Below are 22,130 nucleotides of genomic sequence, written 5' to 3'. Positions count from 1 at the left end.
GGTACGACACTTTGCGAGACTCCACGGCATGATCGACCGTGACCGTCTGGGCGCGCTGCTGCGCCGCGAGCGTGCCGCCTTCGCCGACCGCAACCCCCGCTCCGCCGCCGAGTACGCCCGCGCCGGGCACCTGTTCGGCCGGGTACCGATGACGTGGATGAACAAGAACGCCGCCGGCTTCCCGCTCTACCTGGCCACCGCCCGGGGCGCGACGCTGACCGACGTCGACGGCCACGAGTACGTCGACCTCTGCCTGGGCGACACGGCGGCGATGGCCGGTCACGCGCCGGCGCCGGTGGCCGCCGCGGTGCAGGCACGCTTCGCCGACGGCGCCTGCGCGATGCTGCCGACCCCGGACGCGGCGTGGGTCGGCGAGGAGCTGACCAGGCGGTTCGGGGTCAGCGAGTGGAGCTTCGCGCTGAGCGCGACCGACGCCAACCGCTGGGCGATCCGGCTGCTGCGGGCGGTCACCGGCCGGCCGAAGATCCTGTTCAACAGCTACTGCTACCACGGCTCCGTCGACGAGTCGCTGATCGTGACCGGCGGGGACGGGCCGCGCAGCCGCGACGGCAACGTCGGCGCCCCCTGCGACGTGACGCTGACCAGCCGGGTCGCGGAGTTCAACGACCTGGAGGGGCTGGCCCGGGAGCTGGCGCACGGTGACGTCGCCGCGGTGGTGATGGAGCCGGCGCTGACCAACATCGGCATCGTGCTGCCCGAGCCCGGCTACCTCGACGGCGTGCGGGAGCTGACCAGGCGGCACGGCACGTACCTGGTCAACGACGAGACGCACACGTTCTCCGCCGGGCCGGGCGGCGCCACGAGACGGTGGGGCCTGCGGCCGGACGTCGTCACCATCGGCAAGGCGATCGGCGGCGGGATCCCGGCCGCCGCGTACGGCATCTCACGGGAGATCGCCGAGCGGGCCGCCGGGATGCGTGACCTGGATCTGGTCGACATGGGCGGGGTCGGCGGCACCCTGGCCGGCAACGCGCTGTCGGTCGCCGCGGCCCGGGCCACGCTGGAGCACGTGCTGACCGACGAGGCGTTCGCCCGGATGGAGGCCCTCGCGGTCCGCTTCGCCGACGGTGTGCAGCGGGTCATCGACGCCCACGCCCTGCCGTGGTCGGTGAGCCGGCTCGGCGCCCGGGTCGAGTACCGCTTCGCGAACCCGGCCCCGCGCACCGGCACCGAGTCCGCCGCGAACGCCGACCCGGACCTGGAGGACTACCTGCACGTCTACCTGGCGAACCGGGGCATCCTGCTCACCCCGTTCCACAACATGGCCCTGATGTCCCCGGACACCACGGCGCAGCAGGTGGACCTGCACGAGACGGTGTTCGAAGCGGCGGTCAGCGAGCTTCAGCGCGCGTAGGGGTCCATCATCACGGCCGCCGCCCGCAGCCAGGCGCGCTTCGTCGCCGGCGCCAGCATCGCGTACTCGATGTTGGAGCCGCTCTCCAGCGCCGGGTCGTAGGGCACGACGACGACGGCCCTGGTCCGGGTGCGGAAGTGCCCGGCCAGGTCGTCGATGAGCGGCGTCGGGTTCGGCGTCGGGCAGGACAGCAGCGTGACCGCGTTGGCGACCAGCTCGTCCATGCCGGCCTCGTCGAGCAGGTCGAGCATCCAGTCGGCGGTGAACGCCGCGTCCTCCCGCGGCACGCTGGTGACGACCAGCTGGTCCGCGGACTGCAGGACGGTCTGCCAGTTGGGGCTCTCCACGTTGTTGCCGGTGTCGACGCAGATCACGTCGTGGGTGCGGCGCAGCAGCTCCAGGACGCGCTTCACCGTGTACGGGTCGAGCCGCTGCGCGAAGCGCGGGTTCTCCTCGCCGGCGAGCACGTCGTAGGAGCCGTCGGAGGCGTGCCGCAGGTAGTCGTCGAGCTGGTCGTACAGGTCGTAGCCGGAGGCGTTCTCGACCCGGACGAGGTCGGCGATGAGGTGCCGGATGGTCCGGGCGTGCCGGGCGCTGCCGGCGCGCAGGCCGAGGGTGCCGCGCAGCTCGTTGTCGTCCCAGGCGATCACGCCCTTGCCGCGGACGCTGCCGATGGTGGCGGCGGTCAGCACGGTCGCGGTCGTCTTGTGCACCCCGCCCTTCGGGTTGGCGAAGGCGAGGACCTTCGGCGAAGGGATCTCCTGGCGCAGAATTTGCACCATCTGCTCGGTCGGGTCCACCGGGCGGGTCTGGTACTCCACCTGAGGGCCTCGACGGGAGTCATAGAGATCCGCCCGACGCTGTGGTGGGGCGTCGGTGAGCGGGCGGGCGCCGTTGGGATGCATTGGCTCGTCATCGTAGGGCCGCGCGGGCGGATATGGGGCGCTGGGGCGCTGGAACCTTCCGTCGTAATCCAGATCACTCGGGCTTGACCGGCCGAGCAGCGCCCGGTCCAGCAGCGAGCGCCAACGGGCGGGCGGCTCCGAGGACCTGTCCCAACTGGCATCGGCCCGCTCAGCCACGCTGGCCCTCCCTCACACCGCAGCGTTCCACCCGTACCCCAGGCTACGGACCGAACACTATTCGGACCACACCTGCGCGCCCATCCCCTGCATCAACTGCCCGACAGGCCGAAGGGATATCGCCTCACGACGGTGTGGAGGACGCGATCGGGCCCGCGACCTGTGTCTGCTCCGGCAGCGGCGGCAGGAACACCGTCCTGTCGAGGCGGCGCAGGTCGGTGATCGGATCGACGGCCCGGGTCTCCGGGCGGGCGGCGACGGCCCGCAGGCCGGCCGGCGCGGCGTAGATCACCGCGGCGTAGACGCACGAGCAGTGCGCCCGGTACGCGGTGGCCTCCTTGTCCGCGATGATCGCCCCGTCGAGGTACACGGCGCGCACGTCGCCGGGCTGGTTGGCGGCCTTGTCGAGCAGCTGCCGGTAGTGCACCGCCTCCTCCGCCTTGCGCGCGGCGGTCGCGTCCATCGCGGCGACCACGTCCGCGGGCACCTCGTAGGCGCCGAGGCGGACCAGCTCCGTCTGCGTGCCCGGCAGCGGCACCCGGGCGAACACGCTGGACAGCGCCACCCCGGCGAGGACCGGCGGCAACCGGTCGGGGCCCAGGTACGCCGTGAACGAGACCAACGCGTACACGGACTGCTCGCCCTGCAGGGCGGCCAGCTCGTCGGCGGCGCGCCGCACGTACACGGGAATGGAGCCGCCCTCGTCGACGCCGACGCGCAGCACGTCACCGAGCGACGGGTCGCTGCGCTGGTGCTCCTGCGCGCCGTGCACGACCAGCAGGGTCGCCGTCACCGCGACCACGGCGACCGCGGTGGTGAAGGCGCGCAGCCGCACCGCACCCCGGAAGAGCCGGGCGAGGACGTCACCGGCGGCGGGCAGCAGCCGCTGGTCGAGCCGTTGAAGAAGGTTCATCGCAGTTCGAGCGTCGCACAGGCAACTTGCACGGCGGTGCCGGGGTCAGGCCGCGAGAATCTCCAGGGCGGCGGCGAGATCCGGCGGGTAGTCGCTGATGAACGACACGTACTCGCCACTGCGCGGGTGGAGGAAGCCCAGCTCCCGGGCGTGCAGCCACTGCCTGCTGAGCCGCAGCCGGGCCGACAGCGTCGGGTCGGCGCCGTACGTGACGTCGCCGACGCACGGGTGCCGCAGCGCCGAGAAGTGCACCCGGATCTGATGGGTGCGGCCGGTCTCCAGCTTCACGTCGAGCAGGCTCGCCGCCGGAAACGCCTCGATCGTGTCGTAGTGGGTGACGCTGGGCCGGCCGCCGGAGACGACCGCGAACTTGTAGTCGTGCCCGGGGTGCCGGTCGATCGGGGCGTCGATCGTGCCGCGCAGCGGGTCCGGGTGGCCCTGGACGACCGCGTGGTAGCGCTTCTCGACCTCGCGCTCCTTGAACGCCCGCTTGAGGGTGCTGTAGGCCGCCTCGCTCTTCGCGACCACCATGAGACCGGTGGTGCCGACGTCGAGCCGGTGCACGACCCCCTGCCGCTCAGCGGCGCCGCTGGTCGCGATCGTGAGCCCCATCGCGGCGAGACCGCCGATGACGGTCGGCCCCGTCCAGCCGGGGCTGGGGTGCGCGGCCACGCCGACCGGCTTGTCGACCACGACGATGTCGTCGTCGCTGTACACGACGCGCAGCCCGTCGACCGGGACCGCCTCGACGGCGACCGCGGACGGCGGCGCGGGCAGCGTGACCTCCAGCCAGGCCCCGGCGGCGACCTTGTCCGACTTCGGGCGCACCTGCCCGTCGACGGCGACGTCACCGGCCTCGACCAGCGCCGCGGCGACGGTCCGGCTGAAGCCGAACAGCCGGGTCAGGGCCTGGTCCAGGCGGGTGCCGTCCAGGCCGTCGGGCACCGGCAGCGACCGGGTCTCACGCATCGCGTCCGCCCCGGTCCTTGGTGGGGTCCGGCAGCAGGTTCCCGAGCGGTTCGGAGCGGGCGAACTCGCCCTTCGGGGCGCGCAGGCCGTCGCGGCGCCGGCCGGTGAACTCGAGCAGGATCGCCAGCGCCACGCCGACGGTGAGCGCCGAGTCGGCGATGTTGAACACCGGGAAGTGCCCGGCGTGGTCGTCGAGGAAGCTGAACATGTCCACGACGTGACCGTGGAACGGCTTCGGCGCCCGGAAGATCCGGTCGCCGAGGTTGCCCGCGGCGCCGCCGAAGATGAGGCCCAGGGCGACCGCCCACGGCACCGACGACGTCGTGCGGACCATGACGAGCAGCCACCCGATCACCGCCGTGGCGATGATCGGGAAGATCCACGTCAGGTCACTGAACATGCTGAACGCGGCGCCGCTGTTCCTCGTGTAGATCACGTAGATCAGGCCGCCGAGCACTTTCAACGGCTCGCGGTGCGCGATGACGGAGGTGGTCCACTCCTTCACCGCGAGGTCGATGCCGATCACCACGACCGCGACGATGCCGAAGAGCCCCCAGGCTCTGCGCCTGCTGCCGCGAGGGGTGATCGTGGTGATGTCGTCCTGGGTGGTCAGCGCCGCTCCTCCAACTGCTTGCAGGTGACGCAGAGCGTAGCCGACGGGAACGCGGCCAGCCGCTCGACCGGGATCGCGTTGCCGCACTTCTCACACCAGCCGTAGCCGCCCTCGTCGAGCCGCTCAAGTGCGCGCTCGACCTGGTTGACCCGCTCCAGGATGTTGTTGGCGAGGGTGATCTCCTGCTCGCGCTCGAACGTCTTGGTGCCGGTGTCGGCCTGGTCGTCACCGGCGGAGTCGGTGAGCCGGTGCTGCTGCAGCTCGGCGATCTCCGCGAGGGTCTGGTCGTGCTCGGCCTTGAGCTCGTCGCGCCGCTCGATCAGCGCGACCCGGATCTTCTCCGTCTCGGCCGCGGTGCGCGTGCCCCGGGCGGCCTTCGCCGCGGTGGTCTTCGTTTCGGCGGTCTTGGCCATCGTGGCTCCCTTGGCCGCACGGGCGGCGATCGGCGACGTGTTGGATGTGATGCCTGAGCCGCTCGCGTCGTCCGCAAGCCCCCCAGTGTTGCCGCGCTTGCTTCGCGCCGACGTGGTGCTGGTGCTCCCCCGAGCCGCCGCTTGCCGTGTGCCGCGTTTCTGTGCTGTTGTCACAGTGGTCGCTTGCGTCACATCAGCGGCGTCGTGCTGCCCGGCGGTGCTCGCGGACCTGCCGTTCGGCACGCCACCCGCTCGCTCGGCCATGGCTCCCCCAGATGCAAAATGGGCGCGCGACGCGCCGTCGCGCACTCCAGTGGCTGGCAAGAATACGGAATGTACACGCGTCCGACAAACATGCCACACGCATTCCGACCAATTGGATCAGTTATTGGCGCCGATCCTCGCCATCTTCGGCAAACCAGCGGGCGAGTCTTCCGCGCCTGCTCACCGCGCGCAGCCTGCGCTCGGCCGAGTCACGCACCTGCTCCGTGGCCACGATCAGCAGGCTGTCGCGGGTCTTGAGGCGGGTCTGCGGCTCCGGCACGAACGCGCCGCCGTCGCGCAGGACCAGCGTCACGACCGCGCCGACAGGCAATCGTAGCTCGTCCACGTGCACGCCGTTGAGCTTCGAGCCGGGTGGTACCTCCAGTTGCAGCAGGTCGGCGCCCATCCGCTCCAGCGGCGCCGACTCGACCTGCAGGTCGGTGGTCTCGCCGGGCGCCGCCACGCCGAGGCGCTTCGCGACCGGTGGCAGGGTCACCCCTTGCACCGCGGTGAACACCACGACCAGCACGAACACGACGTTGAACACCGTCTGGGCGCCCGGCAGGCCGGCCGACAGCGGGATGGTGGCCAGCACGACCGGCACCGCGCCGCGCAGCCCCGCCCAGGACAGGAACGCCTGGTCGCGCCAGCCGTACCGGAACGGGGTGACGCTGGCCAGCACCGACAGCGGCCGGGCGAGCAGGATCAGGACCAGCCCGACGACCAGGGCCGGCACCACCGCCGCGCCGAGCTGGCTGGGCGAGGCGAGCAGGCCGAGCAGCACGAACAGCCCGATCTGCGCGAGCCACGCCAGCCCGTCGGCGAAACCGAGCATGGCCCGCCGGTGCGGCAGGCGCGCGTTGCCGAGCACGACGCCGGTGACGTACACGGCGAGGAAGCCCGACGCGTGCGCGACCGAGCCGACCGCGTAGGCGAGCACGGTGAGCCCGACGGCCGCGAGGGGGTACAGGCCGGCGGACGGCAACGCGGCCCGGCGCAGCGCCCAGGCACCGCCGAGCCCGACGACGAGGCCGATCGCGCCGCCGGCGATCAGCTCGTAGACGACCAGGCCCAGTTCGTGCCACCACGGCGCGGTGATCCCCGCCGGCAGCGACAGCAGCACCACCAGGATCACCACGGGGGCGTCGTTGATGCCGGACTCCGCCTCCAGGATCGCGGCGAGCCGCGGCCGCACCGGCATCCGGCGCAGGGTGGAGAACACCGCGGCGGCGTCGGTCGAGGACAGCACCGCCCCGTACAGCAGCGCCTGCTGCCAGCCGACGCCCAGCGCGTAGTGCGTGATCACGCCGACGACGGCGACGCTGACCGCGACACCGGCCGTCGACAGCACCACCGCCGGACCCAGCACCGGGCGCAGCGTCGACCAGCGGGCGGTCAGCCCGCCCTCGGCGATGATCACCACGAGGGCGCAGATGCCGAGGGTCCGGGTCAGCTCCGCGTTCTCGAAGTTGATGCCGAATCCGGACTCGCCCAGCACGACCCCGAGCAGCAGGTACACCAGGAGGCTGGGCAGGCCGAGGCGCACGGACAGGCGCACCGCGCCGACGCAGACCAGCAGCACCGCCGCACCGATCAGCAGCGCCAGGTTGAGCTCGTGGCTCAATGCGCGCCGCGTTTCGCGGGGTCCGGATCCATCAGCGCGGCGACGCGGTCGGCGTGGCCGTCGGGCAGCTCGACGAGCTTGTCCCGGCTGGCCGCGCCGGCCTTGAGGCGCAGCGCCGAGGGCCGCACCCGCAGCGCCTCGGCGAGGGCCTTCAGCGCGGCCTCGGTGGCCTGGCCGTCGACCGGCCGGGCCCCGACGGCGACGACCAGCGCGGGGCCGTACGGGCCGGGGTGGCTACCGCCGACCGCGGTGCGCGAGGCACCGGGCCTCACGCGGATCGCGATGGTGGGCATACCTCATTGTGAAGGTTCACCCGATCGTGGACGATCGCCCGGACCGGTGGGCATCAGGCGCGACCGGCCAGGATCACGTCGTTGGGCTCGCAGCCGCTGCACGGCGTGAAGCCGAGCTCGACCGCCTCGCCGACCGGCAGCGGCTCGCTCTCCCGGCCGAGCAGGTGCACGCAGCCGCGCACGTGGTAGCGGGGGCGGCCGTCGATGACGAGCACCTCGTCGGTCATCGTCGAGACGCGGGCGATGTCGGCGGCGGACGACGCCTGGACCGGCGGCTCGTCCTCCGGGTCCTCGTCGTCGTACTCGTCGCCGTACTCCTGCCCGTACTCCTGCCCCGGGCCCTGGCCGCGGTCCTGGCCGTGGTTCTGGCCGCGGTCGACGTCCTGGCCGTACTCCTCACCATCGACGGACCAGTCGCCGGCGGCGGCCGCCGGGTACTCCTCGAACGGCACGTCCGGCTGCTGCGGCACGGCCCGCTCGTCGCGGGGCTCGTCGCGCACCGGCGCCGTGACCGCGGTCTCGTCGGCCGGGGGCAGGTTGGTGTCGGTTCTCCCGCTGCCGCCGACGCGGGTCGCGCCGCCGGCACCGCGGCCGTAGGTGGTGCCGCCGGTGCGGGCGCCGGCACCGACGGGCTGGCGCGCCTCCCGCGCCGTGTCGGCGTCCAGCCGCGACTCGAACGGGTCGTAGCGCTCGTCGGAGGGCACCTGCCGGCCGGTGCGGGCGGTGCGCGACGAGCGGGCCGCGGCGGCCTGCCGGCCGCCGACGATGAGCGCGACCGCCGCGAGGAGGCTCGCGCCGATCGACGCCACCAGCAGCGCGTCAGCGCCTTGCAGCAGGCCCACCACGAGCAGGCCCACGGCCACGACGATCAGCAGCAGACTTCCGACGATCACGGCCTACCCCTCCGCAAGCTGAACCCGGCACATGCTGCACACATACCCGGGCGAGTGTCTCTCGCCCGTACAACGAACGAGACCCCGGATAGCGACCGGCGCCCCAGCCGATTTTCGGCTGGGGCGCCGCGTGTCGCATTGACCGGCGTGTCGGATCAGTGCTCTGTGCTGGTCACCTGGCGGGCGGGGTCAGCGCCCGGCGCCCTCGTAGCCACCGGCGAGGCCCGCCGTGGCGAGGCCGGCACCGCCGCCGGCGGCGCGGGTCGCGCCCTCGTTGCGGGCGGCCATCTCGGCCTCGAGGCTCTGCTCGCGGCCGGTGAGGTCGCGCAGCTGGCTCTCCAGGTAGGCCTTCAGGCGGGTCCGGTACTCCCGCTCGAACTGCTTGAGCTCCTCGATGTGCTTCTGCAGCGCGGTGCGCTTGGCGTCCAGGCCGCCCATGGCCTCCTGGTGGCGCTGGCGGGCGTCGCGCTCGAGCGCGTCGGCCTTCGCCCGCGCGTCGCGGGTGACCTCCTCGGCCTTGGTGCGCGCGTCGGACAGCAGCTTGTCGGCCTCGCGGCGGGCGTCGGACACGTGGTCGTCGGCGGTGCGCTGGGCCATCATCAGCACGCGGAGCGCCTGCTGCTCGCCGTCGCCGCCGGCCGGTCCGCCCTGCGAGCGGATCTGGTCGAGCTCCTGCTGCATGCCGCGGGCGGCCTGCTCGGCGGACTGCTTCTCCCGCTGGACGCGCTCGAACTGCGTCTTCAGGTCGGCGAGCTCCGCCGCCAGGCGCGGGTCACCGCCGCCGGGGCCGGCGGGGGCGCGGCCGCCGCCACCGCGTTCGAGCTGCGCGCGCAGCTCGTTGTTCTCCTCAATCAGCCGGGCGAGCTCGCGCTCGACCTCGTCGAGGAAGGCGTCGACCTCCTCCTCGTCATACCCCCGTTTACCGATGGGGGGCTTCTTGAAGGCGACGTTGTGGACGTCGGCCGGGGTCAGCGGCATCGAAACTCCTCGGGTCAGTTGCGGCCGCGTGGCCGCCGAGCGGGGCGGGTCACGAGAACACCCCGATCAGTTGCCTTACCACGACGTTCATCAGCACGAACAGGATAACCAGCAGCACAAGCGAAGACAGGTCCACGGCCACGGTACCAATACGCAGCGGACGGATCACCCGCCTCAACGCTTTGAGCGGCGGATCGGTGACGCTCCACACCACTTCGAGGGCGGCCGCGGCACCCCGGCCCGGTTGCCAGCGGCGGCTGAACTGCATCACGTAGCCCATGACAAAGCGCGCGAGGAGCACCACCAGGAACAGGTAGAGCAGCAGATACACGATCTGCAGGGTGATGGACACCACGGCCGTTGAGTCCTCGCATCAGCTCTGGTTGAAGAACCCGCCCTCGGCGATCTTAGCTTTGTCCTCTGCGGTGACCTGGACATTTGCCGGAGAGAGCAGGAAGACTCGGTTGGTCACCCGCTCGAAGTTACCACGCAGGCCGAAAACGAGCCCTGCCGCGAAGTCGACCAAACGCTTGGCGTCCGCCTCGTCCATTTCGGTCAGGTTCATGATCACCGGGTGGCCGTCACGGAAGTGCTCACCGATGGTGCGGGCCTCGTTGTACGTCGTCGGGTGCAGCGTCGTGATCGCGTAGCGACGGTCGTCCGCTTCTTCCTCCACCACCGGCCGCTCCCTCGTCGACGTCTGGGGCGCGAGTGCCAGGTTGTCCCGTGTCGGGTAGCTGACGGTCGTGGGTCGGGTGATCGACCGCACGGTGCTGCGGCTCGCGGCCGCGTCGCGCTCGGCGGCCGAGAGCCGCTCGGACGCGGTCAGCCGCTCCGACGCCGCGAGGCGCTCCGAGGCGGTCAGCCGCTCGGACGTGGCGAGCCGGTCGGCCAGCCGCTCGGAGCCCGCCAGCCGGTCCGACAGCCGGTCGGAGGCCGAGAGCCGCTCGGAGAGCCGGTCCGAGGCGGAGAGTCGGTCGGACGTCGTGCGGGCGCGCGGCGCCGGCACCTCGTCGACGTCGTCCTCGTCGTCGGCGAAGTCGTCACCGTAACCCCGGTAGTGACGGTCGTCGTAACCGCGCTCGTCCTCGTCCTCGACGAGCCCGAGCCATACGCCCGCCCTGCGCAGAGCACCCATCCGCGCTCCTCCGTCCACCGCCATGCGGCACTTCCCCCCGTTGTCGGTGCCACCGATCACCTGGTGCGACACCGCCCCGCCGGCGCAGAACCACACCCGTGTAGTTTTTCCGTTCCCGCGGCCAGGCTACCCCAGCGGGGGTCGATTTCCGAGCAATGCGCTACCGACACGGACATGTGTCGAGCCGTGCGAAATCGCTGATTCCAGGTCCTCGCTCATGCCCGCGGAAATCCAGTCCGCGCCGGGAAAGGCGACCCGCAACCGCGCGGATACGTCGGCGAGGCGACCGAATGCGGCGTCCGGTTCCCAGTCCAGCGGGGCGACCGCCATCACGCCTTTGAGGCGCAGTGCCGGGCTCGCCGCGACCGATTCGGCCACCTGTTCGACCGCGCCGGTGACCGCGCCGCCACGGTGCGCGTCGTCGTCGAGGCTCACCTGGACGAGGACGTCCAGCGGCGTGTCGCGCTCCGCCCGCACCGCGGCGTCGGTGAGCGCGTCCACCAGGCGCAGGCTGTCCACGGAGTGCACGACCGACGCGTACGACGCCACCGAGCGGGCCTTGTTGCGCTGCAGTTGGCCGATGAAGTGCCAGCGCAGGCCGGGCGGACCGGCGGCGGCCTTCGGTGCCGCCTCCTGGTCCCGGTTCTCCCCGACGTCGAGCACGCCGAGGGCGGCCAGCCGGGCCACGTCCTGCGCGGGGTAGGTCTTGGTGACCGCGACCAGCGTGACCTCCTCAGGCTCCCGCCCGGCCGCCTTGCAGGCCGCGGCGATGCGTTCGCGGACCGCGGCCAGGTTGCGCCCGATCTCCTCGGTCCGTGCATCACCCATATGACCCTCCAACGCCGAAACGAAACCGGGTGGGTCCCGAGGGACCCACCCGATTCTTTCAGGCGCCGTTCTTGAGGAAGTCCGGCACGTCGACGTCGTCGAACAGCACGCGCCGGGGCGGCGGCGGTGCCTGGCGCTCGACCGGCGCCGGCTCCTTCGGCTGGTGGTGCGAGCGCGGCGGGCGGGCCTCCACCGGCCGGTACGCCGGCGCGCCGCCGTCGAAGCCGGCCGCGATCACCGTGACGCGCACCTCGTCGCCGAGCGCGTCGTCGATGACCGCGCCGAAGATGATGTTGGCGTCGGGGTGCGCCGCGTCGGTGACCAGCTGCGCCGCGTCGTTGATCTCGAACAGGCCCAGGTCGGAGCCGCCGGCGATGGACAGCAGCACGCCCCGCGCGCCGTCCATGCTCTGCTCCAGCAGCGGGCTGGAGATCGCCGACTCGGCCGCCTCCACGGCACGGTTGTCGCCACGCGCGCTGCCGATGCCCATGAGGGCGCTCCCGGCGCCGCTCATGACGCTCTTGACGTCGGCGAAGTCGAGGTTGATCAGGCCCGGCGTGGTGATCAGGTCGGTGATGCCCTGGACACCGGACAGCAGCACCTGGTCGGCCTGCCGGAAGGCGTCCATCATCGAGATGCCCCGGTCACCGAGCGCCAGGAGCCGGTCGTTGGGGATGACGATGAGCGTGTCGCACTGGTTGCGCAGCTCCTCGATCCCGGCCTCGGCCTGGACCTGCCGGCGCTTGCCCTCGAAGGAGAAGGGCCGGGTGACCACGCCGATCGTCAGCGCGCCGAGCTTCCGCGCGATGTTCGCCACCACCGGCGCGCCGCCGGTGCCCGTGCCGCCGCCCTCGCCGCAGGTGACGAAGACCATGTCGGCGCCCTTGAGCACCTCTTCGATCTCGTCGCGGTGGTCCTCGGCGGCGTTCTTGCCCACATCGGGGTTGGCGCCGGCGCCGAGGCCCCGGGTCAGCTCCCGGCCGACGTCGAGCTTGACGTCGGCGTCGCTCATCAGCAGGGCCTGGGCGTCGGTGTTGATCGCGATGAACTCGACGCCTTTGAGGCCAACCTCGATCATGCGATTGACGGCGTTGACCCCGCCGCCGCCGATGCCGACGACCTTGATGACCGCGAGATAGTTGTGCGGATGTGTCATCGGACTGCCTTTCCTTTCGAGGTTGGCGAGCGCCGATCCTTCCCGGAGCCGTCGTGCTGGAAACCCGACCCCGCGACGGGCGGCGTCCGCCATGCAGACGCACTGGATGTGGGTCCCGCAAACCCTCACCCTTTACTAGAGGCTTATAGTTATGTCAACTAATGCCTTATCGCAAGGTAAGGGCCCGACTGTCGCGATCCAAGGACCGCCGCCCGGCGTGTCGGCTATTCCCCGACGATGCCGTCGACCAATTCCCTAACGGCGTCGAGGTGTCCGTTGTGACGGGCGGTCTCCTCGATCATGTGCAGCACCACCCAGCGGACCGACACGGGCGTGCCGGGCCGGCTGCCCGGGCAGGTCGCGTCGAGGTCCGCGCCGGCCAGCACCGACCGGGAGACCTCGCACTGGCGGCGGTACCCCGCCAGGTGCCCGGCCAGGGTCGCCCCCGGCGCGCGGCGCCAGTCCAGGTCCGGGTCGTCGGCGGTCCAGCCGACCGGCACGTCGAGCCCGGCGACGACCCGCTCGAACCAGTACGACTCGACCGCCGTGAGATGCGACACCACACCCGCCGCGCTGGTCAGCGACCGCCCCGACAGCGGGGTGCGCCAGGCGTCCCGCTCGGCGAGGCCCGCGCACTTGACGTGCACGGTCTCACGGTGCCAGTCGAGCCAGCCGGTGAGCAGCGCCCGCTCGTCGCCGGTGCCGGCCACGTCGACCCGGCTCACCGCTCCAGCACCACCCCGGGCGCGCTCACATCGAGCGTCTTGTCCGGCGCGATCTTCGTGAACTGCAGCACCCTGATCTTCGCCTCGTTCTCCGTCGCGTCACCCCACACGACGGTGCGGCGTTCGGTGAGCTCCAGCCGGATCCGGGTCGGCGCCTCGGCGGCCAGCGCCACCAGCGGGTCGCGCAGCCACGGCGGCAGCGCCGCCAGGACGGTCAGCGCCGCCTCCGTCGCCGGGTCGCCGGGGCCGGGCGCGGCCAGGCGCAGCACCGGCAGCCCCGGCGGCGCCGAGCCGACCGGCAGGTACGCCACCCCGTCCGTGTCGAGCAGGACGAAGCCGAGCGCCCGCGGCACCACCGCGACCGCGGTCCGCTCCCGCACCGCGAGCACCAGCGTGCGCGGGTAGTCCTTCGACGCGGTGACGGTCCGCACCGGCTTGAGCTGCCGGACCCGGCGCTCCACGACACCGAGGTCCAGCCGGGCCAGCGGCGTGCCGCGGGCGACCCCGGCCGCGTCGCGGACCTCCTGCGCGGTGAGCGCCACCACGCCGGTCACCCGGATCCCGTGGACCCCGAGCGCCGGCGTGGCGTACACGACCGCGACGACCCCGCCGAGCAGCGCGACGACGCCGAGCCCGACCAGCCACGACAGCAGCACGCGCAGCCGGTGCTGCCGGGCCCGCCTGGCGAACCGCCGCTGGGAGGAGCCGGCGGGCGCGGTGCGAGGTGCGAGGACGAGCCGCCAGCCGCGCGTGGACGTCAAGGGCGCTCAGTCCCCGTCGGGCCGGTTGTGCCTGCCGACATAGCCGCCGCCGGCGTCCTTCAACGCGGCGAGCAGCTCGTCGCCCATCAGGGAGATCGGCGGCGCGCCCATGGTGACCACGACGTCACCCTCGCGGACGCGGGCGACGACCTCGCCGGGCACGTCCTCCCACGACGGCACGAACACCTTGCGCTCCTCGGGCAGGTCGACGGCGGCGGTCAGCGCGACCCCGCCCTCCCCCGGCTCCCGGACCTCGCCCGGGCCGAAGACCTCCATGACGATCGCCTCGTCGGCCAGGGACAGCGCGGCGGCGATCTCGGCCTGGAAGTCGCGGGTGCGGTACATCCGGTACGGCTGGAACACCACGACGAGCCGGCCGCCCGCGGCGACCTCGCGCAGCGTGTGCATGGCCGCGGCGATCGGCACCGGGTGGTAGGCGTACTCGTCGTAGATGCGCACCCCGGCCTCGGTGCCCTTGAACTCGAAGCGCCGCCGCACCCCGGGGAACGTCGACAGCGCCTCGATCGCCGACTCCGCGGGGATGCCCAGCCGCAGCGCGGTGAGCAGCGCCCCGGCGGAGTTCAGCCCCAGGTGCGCGCCGGGCACCGGCAGGTACACCTCGCCGAGCGGCACCCCGTCGTGGTGCGCCACGTAGCGCACGCCCTGCGCGGAGGAACGCACCTCGGTCAGGCGCAGGTCGGCGTCGGGGGCGGTGCCGTAGGTGAGGACGTCGCCGCCGGCGGCGCGGACCCGCACCGTCATGCGCTGCGCGCCGGGGTCGTCGGCGCAGGTCACCACGAACCCGCCGGGCTCGACCCGGGCGCAGAACTCGACGAACGCGTCCTCGAGGCCCTGCAGGTCGCCGTAGGTGTTGAGGTGGTCGGCGTCGATGTTGGTGACGACCGCGACGTGCGGGTTGTACAGCAGGAACGACCGGTCGCTCTCGTCGGCCTCGGCCACGAACAGCTCGCCGCTGCCGTGGTGGGCGTTGGAGCCGACCTCGGAGATCTCGCCGCCGATGACGAACGACGGGTCGAGCCCGGCGTGCTGCAGCATCAGCGTGATCATCGACGTGGTGGTGGTCTTGCCGTGCGTGCCGGCGACCGCCACGCTGCGCCGCCCGACCATGGTGGCCGCGAGGGCCTCTGAGCGGTGCATGAGCCGCAGCCCGCGCTCCCGGGCGGTGACCAGCTCGATGTGGTCCTTGGGGATCGCGGTCGAGTAGACGACCGTGTCGACCCCGTCGAGGTTCGCCGGCTGGTGCTCGCGGAAGATCGTGCCGCCGAGCGCCTTGAGCGCCGCCAGCTGCGGCCACTCGCGCAGCTCGCTGCCGGAGGTGGGGATGCCGCGGGTGAGCAGGAGCCGGGCGAGCCCGCTCATGCCGACACCGCCGACCCCGACCAGGTGCACCCGGCCGAGGTCCTCGGCGGTCAGTGCCTCAGTCATGCCCCAACCACCTTCAGCAGGTACCGGCGCAGGGCCTCGTCGCCGTCGCGGCGGCCGTAGCCGGCGGCGGCGTGGCTCATGGCCGCCAGGCGCGCCCCGTCGCGGACCAGCGGCACCACCGTGTCGGTGACCCACTGCGGGGACAGGTCGCCGTCCTCCACGATCAGGCCGCCGCCGGCCTCGACGACCGGCAGCGCGTTGCGGCGCTGCTCGCCGTTGCCCCACGGCAGCGGCACGTAGATCGCCGGCATGCCGACCGCGGCCGTCTCGGCGCAGGTCATCGCGCCGCCCCGGCACAGTGCCAGGTCGCCGGCGGCGTAGCCGAGCTCCATCTCCGACAGGAACTTGACCTTCACGTACGGCGCGGGCAGCCCGCTGGGCACCTCGACGTCGTCGTTGCGGGCGCCGATGATGTGCAGCACCTGCACGCCGGCGGCGGTGATCTGCTTCGCCGCGCCGGACACCGCCAGGTTGATCGAGCGGGCCCCGGCGGACGCGCCGAACACGAACAGGGTCGGCAGGTGCGGGTCGAGGCCGAAGTGCGCCCGGGCCGTGGCCCGCAGCGCCGCCCGGTCCAGGGTGGCGATGCTCTGCCGCAGCGGCACCCCGACCACCTCGGCGTGCGCCACCGCCGGGATCTGCTGCGCCTGGTGCGGGAAGCCGAGCACGATGTGCTTGGTGAAGCGCATGCCCATCTTGTTGGCCACGCCCACCGGCACGTTCACCTCGTGGATGACCGTCGGCGTCTTGCGCCGCCAGGCGGCGATGTAGGCGGGGACCGAGACATACCCACCGAACCCGACGACCGCGTCGGCCTCGACCTCGTCGAGGATCTCGCGGGTCGCCTTCGCCGCCTTGTACATCCGGTCGGGGGTGCGGACCAGGTTCATGTTCACCGAGCGCGGCAGCTGGAAGGCGGGGACGTGGCGCAGGTCATACCCGCGCTGCGGGATGATCTCACCCTCCATCCCGCGCTCCGAACCGATACAGGTGATCCGCAGGCCGGGATCGTGCCGGCGGAGGCAGTCGGCGAAGGCGAGCAGCGGGTAGATGTGCCCGCCGGTGCCTCCGCCGGCCAGCACCACGGAACGCAGCGCTGCCATCAGGAGCTCCTTCCGCGGGTCCGCCCGGGGCTGCTGCCGTGCGGCACCAGGGGACGACCCGTCGCGCGTGTCGAGGGGACGTCACCGTCGCTCTCCGAGCGTGCGCGCGGCAGCGGCGGCAACGGCGCCCAGAGTAGTCGCACCCACTTTCGCGGCGGACGGGCATGCATGGCTCTGGCGCAGTCGGGCTCGGCGCGGGCCGCGGAGCTGAGCATCCCGGCCGCGCCGAGGGCCACGACCAGGGCGCTGCCGCCGTCGGAGATGAACGGCAGCGGCAGGCCGGTGATCGGCATGAGACCGACGACGCCGCCGATGTTGATGATCGCCTGCCCGACGAACCAGATGGTGATCGCGGCGGCGGCGAGCCGGCGGAACGGGTCCTCGACCCGGCGGGCGATGCGCAGGCCGGTGTAGGTGAGCATGCCGAACAGCACGAGCACGACCAGGCAGCCGACGACGCCGAGCTCCTCGGCGACGATGGCGAAGATGAAGTCGTTGTGCGCGTTGGGCAGCCGGCCCCACTTCAGCTGGCTCTCGCCGAGCCCGACGCCGAACCAGCCGCCGTTGCCGATCGCCCAGAGCCCCCGCAGGTACTGGTACCGCCCGGCGGTCGCGTCGGCGTCGATGGAGGGGTCGAAGAAGACCTTGATGCGGGCGAGCCGGTAGTCCTTCTCGGCCGGCAGGAGGATGAGGGCCAGCACGCCGGCCAGCACGAGGCCACCGAGCCAGGCGAAGACCGGCAGCCGGGCCCCGGCCGCCCACAGCAGCCCGGTGAACAGCACCACCAGGCAGATCATGGAGCCGAGGTCGTTGTACCCGACGAGCAACAGCAGCGCGACGGTGACGGGCAGCAGCGGCATGAACAGCTCACGCCACGACAGGATCGTGCGGCCCTTGCGCACCAGCAGGTCGGCGCCCCAGACGACGAGGGCGACCTTGGCCAGCTCCGCCGGCTGCACCTGGACCCCGCCGAGGTGCAGCCACAGGTCCTCGGCCCAGATGGGGCCGAGGTGGATCGGCACGACCTTCTCCCCGGGCGGGGTGCGGCTGGACGCGAGCCAGCCCATGAGGTCGACGAAGCTCATGAGCACGAACGCGGCGATGAGCAGCGGCGCGGCGACGGCGCGGAACGTGCGCACCGGCAGCCGCTGGCAGACCCAGAACGCGATGAGGCCGACGACGGCGAAGACGGTCTGCTTGAACACCGAGCCGAACGGGCTGCCGGTGTTCGCGAAGTTGTCGACGCCGGTCACGGAGAAGACCATGACCAGGCCGATGAAGACGAGCAGCCCGACGCTGGACAGCAGCAGGTAGTAGGAGGCGAGGGGGCGGTCGAGCAGGCCCCGCAGGGCGTCGAACCAGCCGAGGATCCCGCTGCCCGGCGGTGCCGGCGCGGACGCCGGTGCCGGTGCCGCCGCCGTGTCCTGCTCCCCATCGACCCGCATGGGGACCATCATGCAGCCGGGACCCGCGCGGCCGGACGACCACGGGATCCCGGCGTGTCGGCGCCGCCGGCGGTCAGCCGGAGCCGCTCATCACCCGCAGGAAGTCGGCGGCGAACAGGCCCAGCGACGCGGCCATGCCCAGCCCGGCGATGATCCAGAAGCGGACCACGATGTTGACCTCGCTCCAGCCGGCCAGCTCGAAGTGGTGCTGCAGGGGCACCATCCGGAAGATGCGCTTGCCGGTCGTGCGGTACGAGCCGATCTGCATGATCCACGTCACCACGATGATGAAGAACAGCAGGCCCATCAGCGGCAGCAGCAGCACGGTCTTGGTCGCCACGGCGAGCCCGGCGATGAGCGAGCCCAGCGCCATCGACCCGGTGTCGCCCATGAAGATGCGCGCCGGCGACGTGTTCCACCACAGGAAGCCGACCAGCGCGCCGACGGCGGCGCCGGCGATCAGGGCCATCTCCAGGGGGTCGCGCACGTCGTAGCAGTAGTTGGCGTTGTACTCCGGGTCGGCGCACCAGTGCCGGTACTGCCAGAACGCGATCGCCATGTAGCTGCCGATCACCAGGATCGAGGTGCCGGTGGCGAGGCCGTCGAGGCCGTCGGTCAGGTTGACCGCGTTGGACATCGACATGACCACGAAGACGAAGAAGACGACCGCGCCGACCTTGGTGATGTTGAGCCAGTCGATGTCGTGGACCCACGACAGCTTGGGGCTGGCGACCGTGGTGACGACGGCGTCACCGGTCTTCTCCGCCGGCACGTACAGCGCGATCGCGCCGAAGATCGCGCCGATGAGCGCCTGGCCGATGAGCTTGCCGCGCTTGTTGAGCCCGTCGCTGTTGCGCTTGGCGACCTTGAGGTAGTCGTCGAGGAAGCCGAGCAGGCCGGTGAAGACGAACAGGCCCAGCAGGACCACCGCGGTCGCGGTCGGGCCGCTGGGGCGCAGCTGCTGGTCCGGCAGCGTGGTCAGCGCGATGTGCCCGCCGGTGTAGGCGATGAGCGTGGCGAAGATGAACACCACGCCGCCCATCGTGGGCGTGCCCTTCTTGCCCAGGTGCCCCTGCGGACCGTCGGTGCGGATCGGCTGGTCGGCCTTGAGGCGGGTGAAGTACCTGATCGCGATCGGGGTGCCGAACAGTGAGATGAGGAACGCCACGAACGCGGCGACGAACACCGCCCTCACTTGGCCGCCGCCTCGGCGCGCAGGGCGTCGGCGATGTCCCACGTCCGGTACCTGGATCCCTTGACCAGGACCACGTCGCGGGGGCGCAGCTCGTCGCGCAGCAGCGCGACGGCGGCCTCCTGATCGGTCACGAGCACCGGGTCTCCTCCCCAACTCGCCACGACGGACGCACCGTGCAGGATCGGCGCGGCCTGCTCGCCCACGGCCACGAGACGGTCGACGCCGAGCTCAGCGGCGAGGCGACCGACCTCCTCGTGTCCGGTTCGCTCATACTCGCCGAGCTCCGCCATGTAGCCGAGCACCGCGATCATCCGCCGCCCGCCGGCCACCGCGGCGAGCGCCCGCAGCGCCGCCGCCATGGACGCCGGATTGGCGTTGTACGAGTCGTCGATGACCGTGACATCGTCGGCACGGTCGAAGACATCCATCCTTCGGGTCGACAAGCCCTCTAGATCGCCGAGTACCGCGGCGACAGAGGTCGGATCCACACCGGCGTGCGACGCCACGGCAGCGGCGAGTAACGCGTTGCCGACCTGGTGCCGCCCGGCGACGTCGAGGCGCACCTCGACCGGGTCGGCGCCCGGCAGGTGCAGCGTGAAGCCGAACCGGCCGCGGCCGAGGTCGCGCACGTCCGTCGCCCGGACCGCGGCGGTGCCGGACTCGCCGGCGAGCACGACGGTCGCCGCGGTGCGCCCGGCCATGCCGGCGACCCGCGGGTCGTCGGCGTTGAGCACGGCGAGCCCCGACGGTCGCAGCGCCTCGACGAGCTCCCCCTTGGCCTGGGTGGTGCCCTCCAGGGAGCCGAACTCGGCGATGTGCGACGTGCCGACGTTGACCACGACGGACACGTCCGGCGGCGCGATGTCGCACAGGTACCGCAGGTGCCCGACGCCCCGCGCGCCCATCTCCAGCACCAGGTAGCGGGTGCCGGCGGTGACCTTCAGCACGGTGTACGGCGTGCCGAGCTCGTTGTTCTCCGAGCCGGTGGTCGCCACGGTCGGCCCGGCGGTGCGCAGCAGCGCCGCGATGAGGTCCTTGGTGCTGGTCTTGCCCGACGAGCCGGTGATCGCGACGACCGTCAGCCCGTCGAGGCGCGCCAGCACGGCCCGGGCGAGCAGCCCCAGGGCGGCCCTGGGGTCCTCGACGACGATCGTGGGCACCCCGTCGACGGGGCGGCTGCCGAGGACCGCGACGGCGCCGTCGGCGACCGCCTTGGCGGCGAAGTCGTGGGCGTCGACCTTCGCGCCGGCGAACGCGACGAACAGCCCGCCGGGGGCGACCTTGCGCGAGTCGTACTCGACCGGGCCGTCCACGACCGCGGCGGCCACGGCGGCGTCGTCGGCGTGCAGGGTGCCGCCGACGGCGGCGGTGATCTCGGCGACGGTGAACGGGATCATGCGGCGGCCGCCCGCAGCGCCGCGGCCAGCTCGACCCGGTCGTCGAACGGCAGGACCTCGCCGCCGACCTCCTGGCCGCGCTCGTGGCCCTTGCCGAGCAGCGCCACGACGTCGCCGGGGCGCGCCTGCGCGACCGCGTGGGCGATGGCGGCGCGGCGGCCGTCGACCTCCACGACGGTGGCGGCGCCGTCCCTGGCGCCGGCGAGCACCTCCGCCCGGATCGCGGCGGGGTCCTCGGTGCGGGGGTTGTCGTCGGTGACGACGACGAGGTCGGCGCCCTGCGCGGCGGCCCGCCCCATCAGCGGCCGTTTGCCCCGGTCGCGGTCGCCGCCGGCGCCGACGACGCAGATGACCCGGCCGCCCCGGGACGCGGCGAGGGTCCGCAGCGCGGCGAGGACCTCGACCATCGCGTCGGGCTTGTGCGCGTAGTCCACGACGCCGAGCACCTCGCCGGGCGCGTCGACGCGTTCCATCCGCCCGGGCGAGCCGGGCGCGGCCGCCACCGCCTTCGCCGCGACGGCGAGGTCGACGCCGACGGCGACGAGCGCGGCGATCGCGAGCAGCGCGTTGGCGACGTTGTGCCGGCCCGGCAGGCCGACGCCGGAGGCGGCGGAGGCGCCGTGCCGGGTGACGGTGAAGTGCTGCCCGTAGCCGTCGGCGGTGACGTCCGAGGCGCGCCAGTCGGCGCCCGGCGCCCCGGCCGCGGAGTACGTCCACGTGGCCGGCTTGCGCAGGCGCATGACCCGCTCGTCGTCGAAGTTGAGGATCTCGGTCGCGGCGCGGCCGTCGAACAGGCGGGCCTTCGCCGCGTAGTACGCCTCGACGTCGGGGTGGAAGTCGAGGTGGTCCAGGCCGAAGTTGGTGTATCCGGCGGCGGCGAACCGGACCCCGTTCACCCGGCCGAGCTCCAGGGCGTGGCTGGACACCTCCATGACGACCGCCTCGACGCCGCGCTCGAGCCCGGCGGCGAACAGCGCGTGCAGGTCGGTCGCCTCGGGCGTGGTGCGGGCGCTGTCGATCGTGAGGTCGCCCAGGCGGGTCTCGACGGTGCCGATGAGGCCGGTCACCTGCCCGGCGGCCCGCAGCCCGGCCTCGATGAGGTACGCGGTCGAGGTCTTGCCGGCGGTGCCCGTGATGCCGATCGTGGTCAGCTGCCGGGTCGGCTCGCCGTACACGAGCGAGGCGACGCCGCCGAGGGCGGCGCGCGGGTCGTCGACGACGATGGCCGGCAGGCCGGTGATCGTGGCGGCACCGGCCGGGTCAGTGAGGACCGCGACCGCGCCGGCGGCCCGGGCCTGCTCGGCGAACTGCGCGCCGTGCACCCGCGAGCCGGGCAGCGCCGCGTAGAGGTCACCCGGACGCACCGACGAGCTACTGTGCGTCACACCGGTGACGGCGACCTCGCCGTCCTGGGCCGTCATGGGCGCACCTGCGACGGCCGCCAGCTCGACGGCGAGCACGGGGCGGACACTCCTCGGGCGGGGATAGCCGGGCACGGGGTCAGACCCTACCCGTCCCA

The 22,130-nt window shown here is 72.7% G+C and carries 21 protein-coding genes and 1 pseudogene; 1 reads left to right on the top strand and 21 read right to left on the bottom strand.

Going from position 1 to position 22,130, the window contains the following annotated elements; all coding sequences use genetic code 11:
• Positions 1-28 precede the first annotated feature (28 nt).
• Positions 29-1,375, top strand: coding sequence for a transaminase (locus tag OP18_RS00235; protein WP_081970109.1), 1,347 nt, complete (start codon positions 29-31; stop codon positions 1,373-1,375).
• Here OP18_RS00235 and OP18_RS00230 read toward each other — a convergent pair.
• The 21 genes and pseudogenes from OP18_RS00230 to OP18_RS00125 all read right to left on the bottom strand — a co-directional run.
• Positions 1,363-2,145, bottom strand: a pseudogene (locus tag OP18_RS00230) (MinD/ParA family ATP-binding protein); the annotation flags it as partial. The gene OP18_RS00235 and the pseudogene OP18_RS00230 sit on opposite strands and share 13 nt — an antisense overlap.
• A gap of 436 nt (positions 2,146-2,581) precedes the next feature.
• Positions 2,582-3,370, bottom strand: coding sequence for a hypothetical protein (locus OP18_RS00225; protein ID WP_052386010.1), 789 nt, complete (start codon positions 3,368-3,370; stop codon positions 2,582-2,584).
• A gap of 45 nt (positions 3,371-3,415) precedes the next feature.
• On the bottom strand, positions 3,416-4,339 hold the full coding sequence (locus OP18_RS00220; protein ID WP_033356602.1) for an RluA family pseudouridine synthase: 924 nt from the start codon (positions 4,337-4,339) through the stop codon (positions 3,416-3,418).
• A complete protein-coding gene (lspA, locus tag OP18_RS00215) occupies positions 4,332-4,880 on the bottom strand; it encodes a signal peptidase II (protein ID WP_279327120.1) in 549 nt (182 codons plus the stop codon). The genes OP18_RS00220 and lspA overlap by 8 nt, the downstream gene beginning before the upstream one ends.
• Positions 4,881-4,948: 68 nt before the next feature.
• Positions 4,949-5,365, bottom strand: a complete 417-nt coding sequence (locus OP18_RS00210; RefSeq protein ID WP_033356601.1) for a TraR/DksA family transcriptional regulator — start codon at positions 5,363-5,365, stop codon at positions 4,949-4,951.
• Between the two features lie 385 nt (positions 5,366-5,750).
• Positions 5,751-7,253 carry a potassium/proton antiporter gene (locus OP18_RS00205; RefSeq protein ID WP_033356600.1) on the bottom strand — a complete coding sequence of 501 codons (1,503 nt, stop codon included), beginning with the start codon at positions 7,251-7,253 and terminating at the stop codon, positions 5,751-5,753.
• On the bottom strand, positions 7,250-7,546 hold the full coding sequence (locus OP18_RS00200) for a DUF167 domain-containing protein (protein ID WP_033356598.1): 297 nt from the start codon (positions 7,544-7,546) through the stop codon (positions 7,250-7,252). The genes OP18_RS00205 and OP18_RS00200 overlap by 4 nt, the downstream gene beginning before the upstream one ends.
• Before the next feature lie 53 nt (positions 7,547-7,599).
• Positions 7,600-8,439 carry a hypothetical protein gene (locus OP18_RS51855; protein ID WP_052386009.1) on the bottom strand — a complete coding sequence of 280 codons (840 nt, stop codon included), beginning with the start codon at positions 8,437-8,439 and terminating at the stop codon, positions 7,600-7,602.
• 189 nt (positions 8,440-8,628) lie between these two features.
• Positions 8,629-9,417 (bottom strand): DivIVA domain-containing protein, encoded by a 789-nt coding sequence (locus OP18_RS00185; RefSeq protein ID WP_033356597.1) that lies wholly within the window; start codon positions 9,415-9,417, stop codon positions 8,629-8,631.
• A gap of 49 nt (positions 9,418-9,466) precedes the next feature.
• Complete coding sequence (locus tag OP18_RS00180; protein WP_033356596.1) at positions 9,467-9,772, bottom strand: YggT family protein; 306 nt, start codon at positions 9,770-9,772, stop codon at positions 9,467-9,469.
• 18 nt (positions 9,773-9,790) lie between these two features.
• Complete coding sequence (locus OP18_RS00175) at positions 9,791-10,555, bottom strand: cell division protein SepF (RefSeq protein ID WP_033356914.1); 765 nt, start codon at positions 10,553-10,555, stop codon at positions 9,791-9,793.
• Between the two features lie 126 nt (positions 10,556-10,681).
• Positions 10,682-11,383 carry a YggS family pyridoxal phosphate-dependent enzyme gene (locus OP18_RS00170; protein ID WP_033356594.1) on the bottom strand — a complete coding sequence of 234 codons (702 nt, stop codon included), beginning with the start codon at positions 11,381-11,383 and terminating at the stop codon, positions 10,682-10,684.
• A gap of 58 nt (positions 11,384-11,441) precedes the next feature.
• On the bottom strand, positions 11,442-12,539 hold the full coding sequence (gene ftsZ, locus OP18_RS00165) for a cell division protein FtsZ (protein ID WP_033356593.1): 1,098 nt from the start codon (positions 12,537-12,539) through the stop codon (positions 11,442-11,444).
• Between the two features lie 224 nt (positions 12,540-12,763).
• On the bottom strand, positions 12,764-13,264 hold the full coding sequence (locus OP18_RS00160) for a DinB family protein (RefSeq protein WP_033356591.1): 501 nt from the start codon (positions 13,262-13,264) through the stop codon (positions 12,764-12,766).
• On the bottom strand, positions 13,261-14,025 hold the full coding sequence (locus OP18_RS00155; RefSeq protein ID WP_033356590.1) for a cell division protein FtsQ/DivIB: 765 nt from the start codon (positions 14,023-14,025) through the stop codon (positions 13,261-13,263). The genes OP18_RS00160 and OP18_RS00155 overlap by 4 nt, the downstream gene beginning before the upstream one ends.
• A gap of 6 nt (positions 14,026-14,031) precedes the next feature.
• On the bottom strand, positions 14,032-15,471 hold the full coding sequence (gene murC, locus OP18_RS00150; protein ID WP_033356588.1) for a UDP-N-acetylmuramate--L-alanine ligase: 1,440 nt from the start codon (positions 15,469-15,471) through the stop codon (positions 14,032-14,034).
• Positions 15,468-16,574: an undecaprenyldiphospho-muramoylpentapeptide beta-N-acetylglucosaminyltransferase gene (murG, locus tag OP18_RS00145; protein ID WP_033356586.1), complete on the bottom strand. Its 1,107-nt coding sequence runs from the start codon at positions 16,572-16,574 to the stop codon at positions 15,468-15,470. The genes murC and murG overlap by 4 nt, the downstream gene beginning before the upstream one ends.
• Positions 16,574-18,019 carry an FtsW/RodA/SpoVE family cell cycle protein gene (locus OP18_RS00140; RefSeq protein ID WP_052386008.1) on the bottom strand — a complete coding sequence of 482 codons (1,446 nt, stop codon included), beginning with the start codon at positions 18,017-18,019 and terminating at the stop codon, positions 16,574-16,576. The genes murG and OP18_RS00140 overlap by 1 nt, the downstream gene beginning before the upstream one ends.
• A 73-nt stretch (positions 18,020-18,092) precedes the next feature.
• The gene (mraY, locus tag OP18_RS00135; protein WP_033356585.1) at positions 18,093-19,214 is read right to left on the bottom strand and encodes a phospho-N-acetylmuramoyl-pentapeptide-transferase; all 1,122 of its coding nucleotides are present in this window, start codon (positions 19,212-19,214) and stop codon (positions 18,093-18,095) included.
• The gene (locus OP18_RS00130) at positions 19,211-20,611 is read right to left on the bottom strand and encodes a UDP-N-acetylmuramoyl-tripeptide--D-alanyl-D-alanine ligase (protein ID WP_033356584.1); all 1,401 of its coding nucleotides are present in this window, start codon (positions 20,609-20,611) and stop codon (positions 19,211-19,213) included. Before OP18_RS00130 ends, mraY begins: the two co-directional genes overlap by 4 nt.
• Positions 20,608-22,107 carry a UDP-N-acetylmuramoyl-L-alanyl-D-glutamate--2,6-diaminopimelate ligase gene (locus OP18_RS00125; protein WP_081970107.1) on the bottom strand — a complete coding sequence of 500 codons (1,500 nt, stop codon included), beginning with the start codon at positions 22,105-22,107 and terminating at the stop codon, positions 20,608-20,610. Before OP18_RS00125 ends, OP18_RS00130 begins: the two co-directional genes overlap by 4 nt.
• Positions 22,108-22,130: the final 23 nt, after the last annotated feature.

The organism is Dactylosporangium aurantiacum (genome assembly GCF_000716715.1).
Classification (GTDB): domain Bacteria; phylum Actinomycetota; class Actinomycetes; order Mycobacteriales; family Micromonosporaceae; genus Dactylosporangium; species Dactylosporangium aurantiacum.
Note: the sequence above shows the minus strand (reverse complement) of the source record. Positions and strands in the feature narration are given on the sequence as shown.

Bases quoted from the DNA above. Each gene is read 5' to 3' on its own strand.
- OP18_RS00235 (WP_081970109.1), top strand. From the start codon at position 29: ATGATCGACCGTGACCGTCTGGGCGCGCTGCTGCGCCGCGAGCGTGCC.
- OP18_RS00225 (WP_052386010.1), bottom strand. From the start codon at position 3,370: ATGAACCTTCTTCAACGGCTCGACCAGCGGCTGCTGCCCGCCGCCGGT.
- OP18_RS00220 (WP_033356602.1), bottom strand. From the start codon at position 4,339: ATGCGTGAGACCCGGTCGCTGCCGGTGCCCGACGGCCTGGACGGCACC.
- OP18_RS00210 (WP_033356601.1), bottom strand. From the start codon at position 5,365: ATGGCCAAGACCGCCGAAACGAAGACCACCGCGGCGAAGGCCGCCCGG.
- OP18_RS00200 (WP_033356598.1), bottom strand. From the start codon at position 7,546: ATGCCCACCATCGCGATCCGCGTGAGGCCCGGTGCCTCGCGCACCGCG.
- OP18_RS00185 (WP_033356597.1), bottom strand. From the start codon at position 9,417: ATGCCGCTGACCCCGGCCGACGTCCACAACGTCGCCTTCAAGAAGCCC.
- OP18_RS00175 (WP_033356914.1), bottom strand. From the start codon at position 10,555: ATGGGTGCTCTGCGCAGGGCGGGCGTATGGCTCGGGCTCGTCGAGGAC.
- OP18_RS00170 (WP_033356594.1), bottom strand. From the start codon at position 11,383: ATGGGTGATGCACGGACCGAGGAGATCGGGCGCAACCTGGCCGCGGTC.
- ftsZ (WP_033356593.1), bottom strand. From the start codon at position 12,539: ATGACACATCCGCACAACTATCTCGCGGTCATCAAGGTCGTCGGCATC.
- murC (WP_033356588.1), bottom strand. From the start codon at position 15,471: ATGACTGAGGCACTGACCGCCGAGGACCTCGGCCGGGTGCACCTGGTC.
- murG (WP_033356586.1), bottom strand. From the start codon at position 16,574: ATGGCAGCGCTGCGTTCCGTGGTGCTGGCCGGCGGAGGCACCGGCGGG.
- OP18_RS00140 (WP_052386008.1), bottom strand. From the start codon at position 18,019: ATGCGGGTCGATGGGGAGCAGGACACGGCGGCGGCACCGGCACCGGCG.
- OP18_RS00130 (WP_033356584.1), bottom strand. From the start codon at position 20,611: ATGATCCCGTTCACCGTCGCCGAGATCACCGCCGCCGTCGGCGGCACC.